The organism is Prevotella sp. TF12-30 (assembly GCF_003436715.1).
GTDB classification, from domain to species: domain Bacteria; phylum Bacteroidota; class Bacteroidia; order Bacteroidales; family Bacteroidaceae; genus Prevotella; species Prevotella copri_A.
Window position 1 is genome coordinate 24,465 of sequence record NZ_QSQJ01000046.1, and the last position, 6,839, is coordinate 31,303.

6 protein-coding genes are annotated in these 6,839 nt (G+C 45.4%); 1 reads left to right on the top strand and 5 read right to left on the bottom strand.

Annotated features, from left to right (window positions below; translation table 11 throughout):
* Positions 1-33: 33 nt before the first annotated feature.
* Positions 34-1,599 (top strand): ATP-binding protein, encoded by a 1,566-nt coding sequence (locus DXD25_RS13900; RefSeq protein WP_117664015.1) that lies wholly within the window; start codon positions 34-36, stop codon positions 1,597-1,599.
* 373 nt (positions 1,600-1,972) lie between these two features.
* On the opposite strand, the gene DXD25_RS13905 is transcribed toward DXD25_RS13900, so the two are convergent.
* The 5 genes from DXD25_RS13905 to DXD25_RS13920 form a co-directional block, all read right to left on the bottom strand.
* Complete coding sequence (locus DXD25_RS13905; RefSeq protein WP_117664016.1) at positions 1,973-3,106, bottom strand: fimbrillin family protein; 1,134 nt, start codon at positions 3,104-3,106, stop codon at positions 1,973-1,975.
* A 147-nt stretch (positions 3,107-3,253) separates the two neighbouring features.
* Positions 3,254-4,240 carry a DUF5119 domain-containing protein gene (locus tag DXD25_RS13910; RefSeq protein ID WP_117664017.1) on the bottom strand — a complete coding sequence of 329 codons (987 nt, stop codon included), beginning with the start codon at positions 4,238-4,240 and terminating at the stop codon, positions 3,254-3,256.
* Positions 4,227-5,573 carry a DUF3575 domain-containing protein gene (locus DXD25_RS13915; protein WP_117664018.1) on the bottom strand — a complete coding sequence of 449 codons (1,347 nt, stop codon included), beginning with the start codon at positions 5,571-5,573 and terminating at the stop codon, positions 4,227-4,229. Before DXD25_RS13915 ends, DXD25_RS13910 begins: the two co-directional genes overlap by 14 nt.
* Positions 5,574-5,913: 340 nt before the next feature.
* On the bottom strand, positions 5,914-6,006 hold the full coding sequence (locus DXD25_RS16745; protein WP_153089661.1) for a smalltalk protein: 93 nt from the start codon (positions 6,004-6,006) through the stop codon (positions 5,914-5,916).
* A gap of 47 nt (positions 6,007-6,053) precedes the next feature.
* A complete protein-coding gene (locus DXD25_RS13920) occupies positions 6,054-6,641 on the bottom strand; it encodes an HU family DNA-binding protein (protein WP_153089662.1) in 588 nt (195 codons plus the stop codon).
* Between the last annotated feature and the right edge of the window lie 198 nt (positions 6,642-6,839).

Genomic DNA, 6,839 nt, shown 5'->3' on the forward strand with positions numbered 1-6,839 from the left:
CTTAGCAGCGCAAAACGTAAAGCATGTAGGAATATGGCAAAAATAGTAAATTTCTATCCTGTAGGAATACAGACATTCTCAAATATCAGAGAGGAGAATTATCTCTATGTAGATAAGACCCAATACATCGTGGATTTTCGAGAGAGAAAAATGAAGTACGTCTTTCTGAGTCGTCCAAGGCGATTCGGCAAGTCGCTCTTTGCCTCTACTCTCCAGGCTTATTTTGAGGGAAGAAAGGAACTCTTCGAGGGATTAGCCATTGCTGATTATGAGAAGGATTGGGTGAAGCACCCAGTGCTCCATTTCGACTTGAGTGGTGCCAAGCACTTTGATGCTGATGCCTTGAACAGTTATCTGAATCTACAGCTTTTGCCTTACGAGAAACTTTTTGGTAAAGGAGAAGGAGAAATTTATCCTAACGAGAGGCTGGATGGTATCGTGAAGCGGGCTTACGAGCAGACGGGCGAAAAGGTGGTTGTTATCATTGATGAATATGATGCCCCATTATTGGATGTGGTACATGAGAAGGAGAATCTGCAGCCGCTTCGCCGCATCATGCAGAATTTTTACAGTCCTCTGAAAAAGCTCGACCCATATCTGGAGTTTACCTTCATCACGGGCATCACCAAGTTCTCGCAGCTCAGCATCTTCAGCGAACTCAACAACCTCGACAACATCAGTATGTTCGACCAGTATTCTGCCATTTGTGGTATCAGCAAGAAGGAACTTACCACACAGATGAAACCGGATATAGAGGCTTTGGGAGAAGACCTCGGTATGACGTATGAGGAATGTCTGGCAGAGCTGACAAGATTCTACGATGGTTATCATTTCAGTGAGAAATCAGAGGATGTCTTCAATCCGTTCAGCCTGGTGAAGGCGCTGAATGCACGCAAGATAGCCCCTTATTGGTTTGGCTCGGGCACACCAACTTATCTTATCAAGACGTTGCAGAAGTATCACGTCAATGTGATGGATATAGAAAAGAAATCATGCGATGTGGATGATTTTGATGTTTCACCGGAAATGATGACTTCAGCGCTTCCGCTGCTCTATCAGAGTGGTTATCTCACCATCAAGAAGTATAACCCGATGTTGCATCGCTATACTTTGGAATATCCTAACAGGGAGGTGAAAATAGGTATGCTCAAGAGCCTTGCGCCCAACTATCTCTCGCCAATATCTCTGGATAATAACAGTCTGGTGGGTGATTTCCTGGAAAAGCTCTATGATGCAGATGTTGAGGGGGCGATGGTGCGCCTGAAGGCATATCTTGCCAGCATCTCCAATCGTCTGAGCAACAAGAGTGAACGTGATTTCCAGACGGTTTTCTATCTTATATTCAATCTGATGGGTGCCCACATGAGGGTAGAAGAGGATAGTGCGATAGGCAGGGCTGATGCCGTAGTGTATATGCCTGATGCCGTATTTGTTTTCGAGTTGAAGTATGATGGCTCTGCCGAGGAAGCTATCAGGCAGATAGATGAAAAGGGCTATCTGATTCCATATTCTGCCGATGGCAAGCGTTTGTTTAAGATTGGTGTTAATTACGATAGCACTCAGCGAACCATCTGTGATTGGAAGATTAGGGAAGAATAAGACAAAGTTGAGAGAAATTCCCCTGTTGAACCCGCCAGGCGTCCCGGCGGATTTGAAATCCGCCGTAAAAAAGGTTCGACCTATAAACACCTGGGGATTTGTAATCCCCTCAATAAAAGGAAAAGCATACTTCTTTGCTGCGGATTGCAAATCCGCAGAGCCTAAATAGGTTAGGACGTTTTTTAACGCCGGATTTCAAATCCGGCGGGACTCCAAGATTAATTCAAGCTTAAAAGTATGCCTGCAATGAAGAATAAAAAGGGGCTATGCCGAAAGACATGAAAAGTTGGTGACCTTCACCTTCATCTGAGTAAAAAACAATACCGGGCAAGGAGATGATGCTCCTGCCCGGTATTTTTTTAAGATGATTGGATTATTTGTTGACGTTGATTGTTGCATCTGCATCTTCCCACTTTCCAACTTCAGCTTTGAAGTTGATAGGCTGCAAGATTGCCTGGCCTTGAGCATTGTAGCCACCACCGAAGATGAGGGTGTAGATGTAGCGCTTGCCTGGCTGCCAATCTGCCCCGAAAGGAACATAGAGCTCGTCAAATGTAGTATCGCCACCGAAGAGGTAAGCACCACTCTGCTTAATCTTACAAGTAATCTTCAGATAAGACTGCTTTGCTGTAGCTGTAGCATCTATGTTACCTTTTAAATCCCATTCTGTTAATTTCTGAGGAATGAATAACATCGGTCCCTTTGTTGAAATGTTAGTAACCTCATCTGTTTTTGCCACCTTAATGCTCTCATCCATTACCGCTGTAAATCCTTTTGAATGGTAAGATATTGCAGTTGGATCCCAATCCGTCTGTGAAGGTTCTCCTTCTGGAATTGTAAATGTTCCGCCAAAATAGAAATTATGAATACTGAGTGTTTTGATTTCTACCTCCATATTTGCATATTGTGTCTTTGCTTGGAATACTACTTGAGACAATATATGCTTAAAGTTGAACTTAACAAATCCATCATTGTTTGTTTGGGTCTGATTCTTGGTCACGGCATACATAGCATCAATGTTTGGGTTATTATAATACTCGCCTTTGCTATTTTTGACATATTCATCAGAGCAAGCGTATGTTATTTGCTTTTTCTGATTTGTAAAATTCCAAGAGAAGGAAGTTGTGCTGCCTGGATTGACCGCATAAAAATTAAGTGCAGTTGTTGGCCAGTAGCGAAGTTCATTTGGATCATTATAAACCCACTTGTTAGTCTCAGTCTCATACTTGATTCTAACTCCGTACAGATGGTTATCATTCTCTTTGTCACCCATAAAGATATCACCATCTGTACCATTGTTGTTCTTATATGCGAACACATTGAAATCTGTTGTTGTCAGATTATCTGGTGTAATCGGGGTAGCTCTTGTCTCCGCCTTATTACCAACTACATGAAATCCGATAGCGTTGTTAGCTGCAGTTTCTACATTTGCAAGCTCGTTGTCTGATGAGCATGCTGAAAGCAATGCCATAGAGGCCAATGCTGTTCCAAAAATTACCTTTTTCATAATCTTATAGTTTTTTTTATCTTTTACTATTGTTAAATTTATTTTTTACTATTTCAAGTTTTATCCTTTGCTATTTATAGCTTTATCCTTTACTATTTCAAGCTTTATCTTTTACGATTAAAAGCTTTATTTTCGGATGTTAAACCCTTAACATATAATGTCCTCATTCACATCCGCCCAATCATCAACTCCTACATCGAAGCCGGCACCACCGCTGGAATTGTTTCCGCCTCCTCCGTCATTCTTGTTATCCGGAACGACGAAGTTGAAATTGATGATGAGATGCACATCACCGAGATGACCCCTTACGGGTACCGAGTGAATCTGGGCTGAAACATCCTGCTCCAAGACATACACCTTGCCATTTCTGCTCTTCAGGTAAAGCTTGAATACCTGAGGCGATTCGAGACTCTGGCAGTAACCGAAGGTGTAGAAACCGCCCTTGATCTGATTATTGGCAGTCTCGCCTCCGAAAAGAAGATTCTCCGAAACTCCATCGGGCAATTTGTCTTCCGCCATCAGCAGCGATCCTGACATCCCCGAAAGACTCGCTCGGATATCCGCCACTCTTTCCAGATTCCGGATGCCATTCACCTCGTAGGTGTAACGGCTCACCATCCTCACCGGATACAGGGTGATCACCTTCTCCGTGCCTTCTGGAATATTCTCCAGCGATACCCAGTCGATGTGGTCGCCACAGAGCCAGGAGGGAGTGGTGCAGGCTTTGGCGCTGTCGGGCGCCAGTACGCTGCGGGTCTTGGCAAGATACTCCACGAAGCTGTTGGGATTCTCCCAATAGATACCGCTCGTATCGTAGTTGTAGCAGATGACGCGATACTCGTTTTCGGGCACCTCAATCTGCCTTCCTTCTCCGTTCGGAAAATCGAAGATCCACGGCTCGCCCGTGCCATCTTTCGGAAAGAAAATCACTCGCATGCCTTCCGGCTTCTGAAAATCCTCATAACGCTCCCAGTTGAATTCCACCCTTAATGAGCGGAACGAGGAGGTGACGTAGCGGAATTCCTTGTGCTCGCACGACGAGAGTATCAGAAGAAAGAGCATCAGGCTGAGGACTTGGATGATTCCAGATCCTCTGAAGATTCTAAATCCTCTGAAGATTCTAATCCTGCTCATTTCCGCCTCCTTTCTCTCTGTTCTTCCTGCCTGAGAACTTGCGGTTGGTATTGCCGTTTCCTATCAGCCATACCAGCGAAATCTCTGCCTTGGTGGGACCTATCCAGCGGCGCTCCTTGGTGGATTGCCATACGTAGTAATCAGCTTCGGGCTTATACTCGTGATAGATGCCGCCCCAATAGCCGGCGCCGATGGTGAAGTCGATGTTCAGCCTTCGGGCAATGGGCAGCGAATAGCCGTATTCGGCTCCCACGATGTAGTTCATCTTGTCCCAGAGCGTACCTCCGGGCTTTCCGCCCATGTAGCCGCGACCTCCCGTTTCGAAGTCGTATGTGAAGATCTGACCGTAGATGCCGATGTGGTGTCCGGTGAGCGGTTTCTCCCCGGCAGCCTTTCCCCACCATTTTCTGATGGCGATGTCACTGCCGTAGGCTCGCCAGTACCAGTGCCGGCGGTCGGTCTTCCACCATCCGTACATCCAGTTGGCAGCCACCGACCATCTTTTTCCCAGATACATCTCCACTCCGATGTTCGGAATCAGGAGCGCATCGTAGAGCATGTTTGTCCGGATGTCCATATAGAAGGGTTTCCGGATTCGCTGCGATGCGATGGACTGGGTGTCGGGGGCGCAGATGGTATCTGCCGGTGGGATGAACGCTACAGCTGTGGTATCCGATTTCTGAATCTCCGAATTCAGATTTTCCGGTTTCGGAATCTCCGAGCGGTGCACCTTCTCGTACCAGAGATGCAGCTTGGATGATCGGAGCAGCGGGAAGTATTTCCTGTACATATATAAATAAGGTGTACCCCCTCGCAGCTTCTGTATCTTCTGCAGATGACTCTCCTCCGCCTGGGCACCGCTTTTCTGTTCGCTGGCTATCTGGCGCAGCATGGAAAGGGTTTCCTTCCGGTAGGGGAGTTGTGGATCATTTTCCACCAGCCTGATCAGGCCATTCCAATCTCTTCCTAAGTAATGGGTAGTTCTTAGCGAATCGGGCAATTCACCATATCGGGAGAGATAATCGAACAATACCTTTGCTCTTTTCTCAGACAGCCAACGGTTGAATTTCACGCTTCCCTCGGGTGAGGCACCGCCCACTACGAGGATCTTTCGCAATTGATAGGCAGAGTCTGCGTAAGTGATACGCATCGTATCTGCTATCCTGTTCAGTGCCGACTGGTTTTCTCGCAGGGTAGGAACGAGATCTATCTTTCCCTGTTTGAAATAAATTCTTACAGAATCCTGCACGTCCTGATGGTTTTGAGCCGCAAGGCTTGCCCCATAGAACATGAAAGCCGTGATTAGAATATTATTTCTTTTTAATCCGTACATTATTATCAATAGAGTTTTAAACTCTGTTCTTATATATCTTTTTACTTGTTTACCTATACTTTTGTTTTCGGCTGCAAAATTAGTGAAAAATAATGAATTACGGGGGGGGTGATTGTTAATAAAACTTAATTATCATACAATTTTAATAGTTTCATCTATATATAAATATGTATGGCTGAAAAAATGATATGTGGAGTTTGCAATTGAAATGTTTCTAATAATGCTATTTTGTGCGGGTTATGCTATTTACAACTCGTGATTGTTTATTGTTTCCGAACAAATTAAGCCCCCTTGTATATGGTGATACAAGAGGGCTTTCTTTAGTGATGAGAGTGTGTGGCTACATACAGCTGGTTACCCCGAGAGAGGTGGCAATAGCGGTGAGGATTGATATTACAATCTGAATGACAGTCTTCCATGTTTCCTTCTTCATAGGCAGTTTTTTTTAGTGGTTAATAATTAGAGGTTAATGATTTGTGATTAAAAATCTACGTTGTCGCCGTTGCCGGTATCTCCGCTGTCGGTTCCGCCAGTACCCTGGCTAGTACCACCGCCTCCCTGGCTAGTACCACCATTATCCTTATTGGTTTCGCCAGTGCCCGGGTTGGTGTTTCCGCCTCCCGGCGTATTCTCTTCACCGCCGCCATCAGCTCCGGAGGTATAGTCATCGTATGCCACGATCTTGGTGAGCTTCTTCAGCTCAGCATTGCTCCATGACTTCGTATTTCTTACAATCAAGTGAACGCCCAGCACACTGGCTGCGGTTACCTTCTCCCTGGTTGCTTCGCCGCGGGAAGTCATGCCGATGGAGAACAGACCGAGGTCGGAGAAACGAACACTCTTGCCATCGAGGATCAGATGCTTGAGGCAATCGAGGGTATCCATCAGCACACCGTGGATGGTGCCTCGACTGTATGGAGAGTTGTGCTCTGAGATGTGGGTAACGAAATCCTCGAAACTCATCTCACGATCGCTCACGGCAGTGGCATACCAGAGCTTCTTACCTGCGTTCTCACCCGTCTGAGGGGTACGCGTTACTTTACGATACTTGCTAGTTCCTTGTCCCATAATTCTTTGTTTTTTTAGTGGTTAATTTATTTTTTTGCCGTTTTCTGATTGGCGCCTTTCTTCTTAACGACAGTGCAAAGATACGGCTTTTTTCTGATACTGCCAAATTTCGGGTGGCGATAAGGGGCGATTTTCAGCAACCTTTCAATCTTAACTACGTTAATAATTCTAACTCGCTCTAAATTGGACTTTGATTGA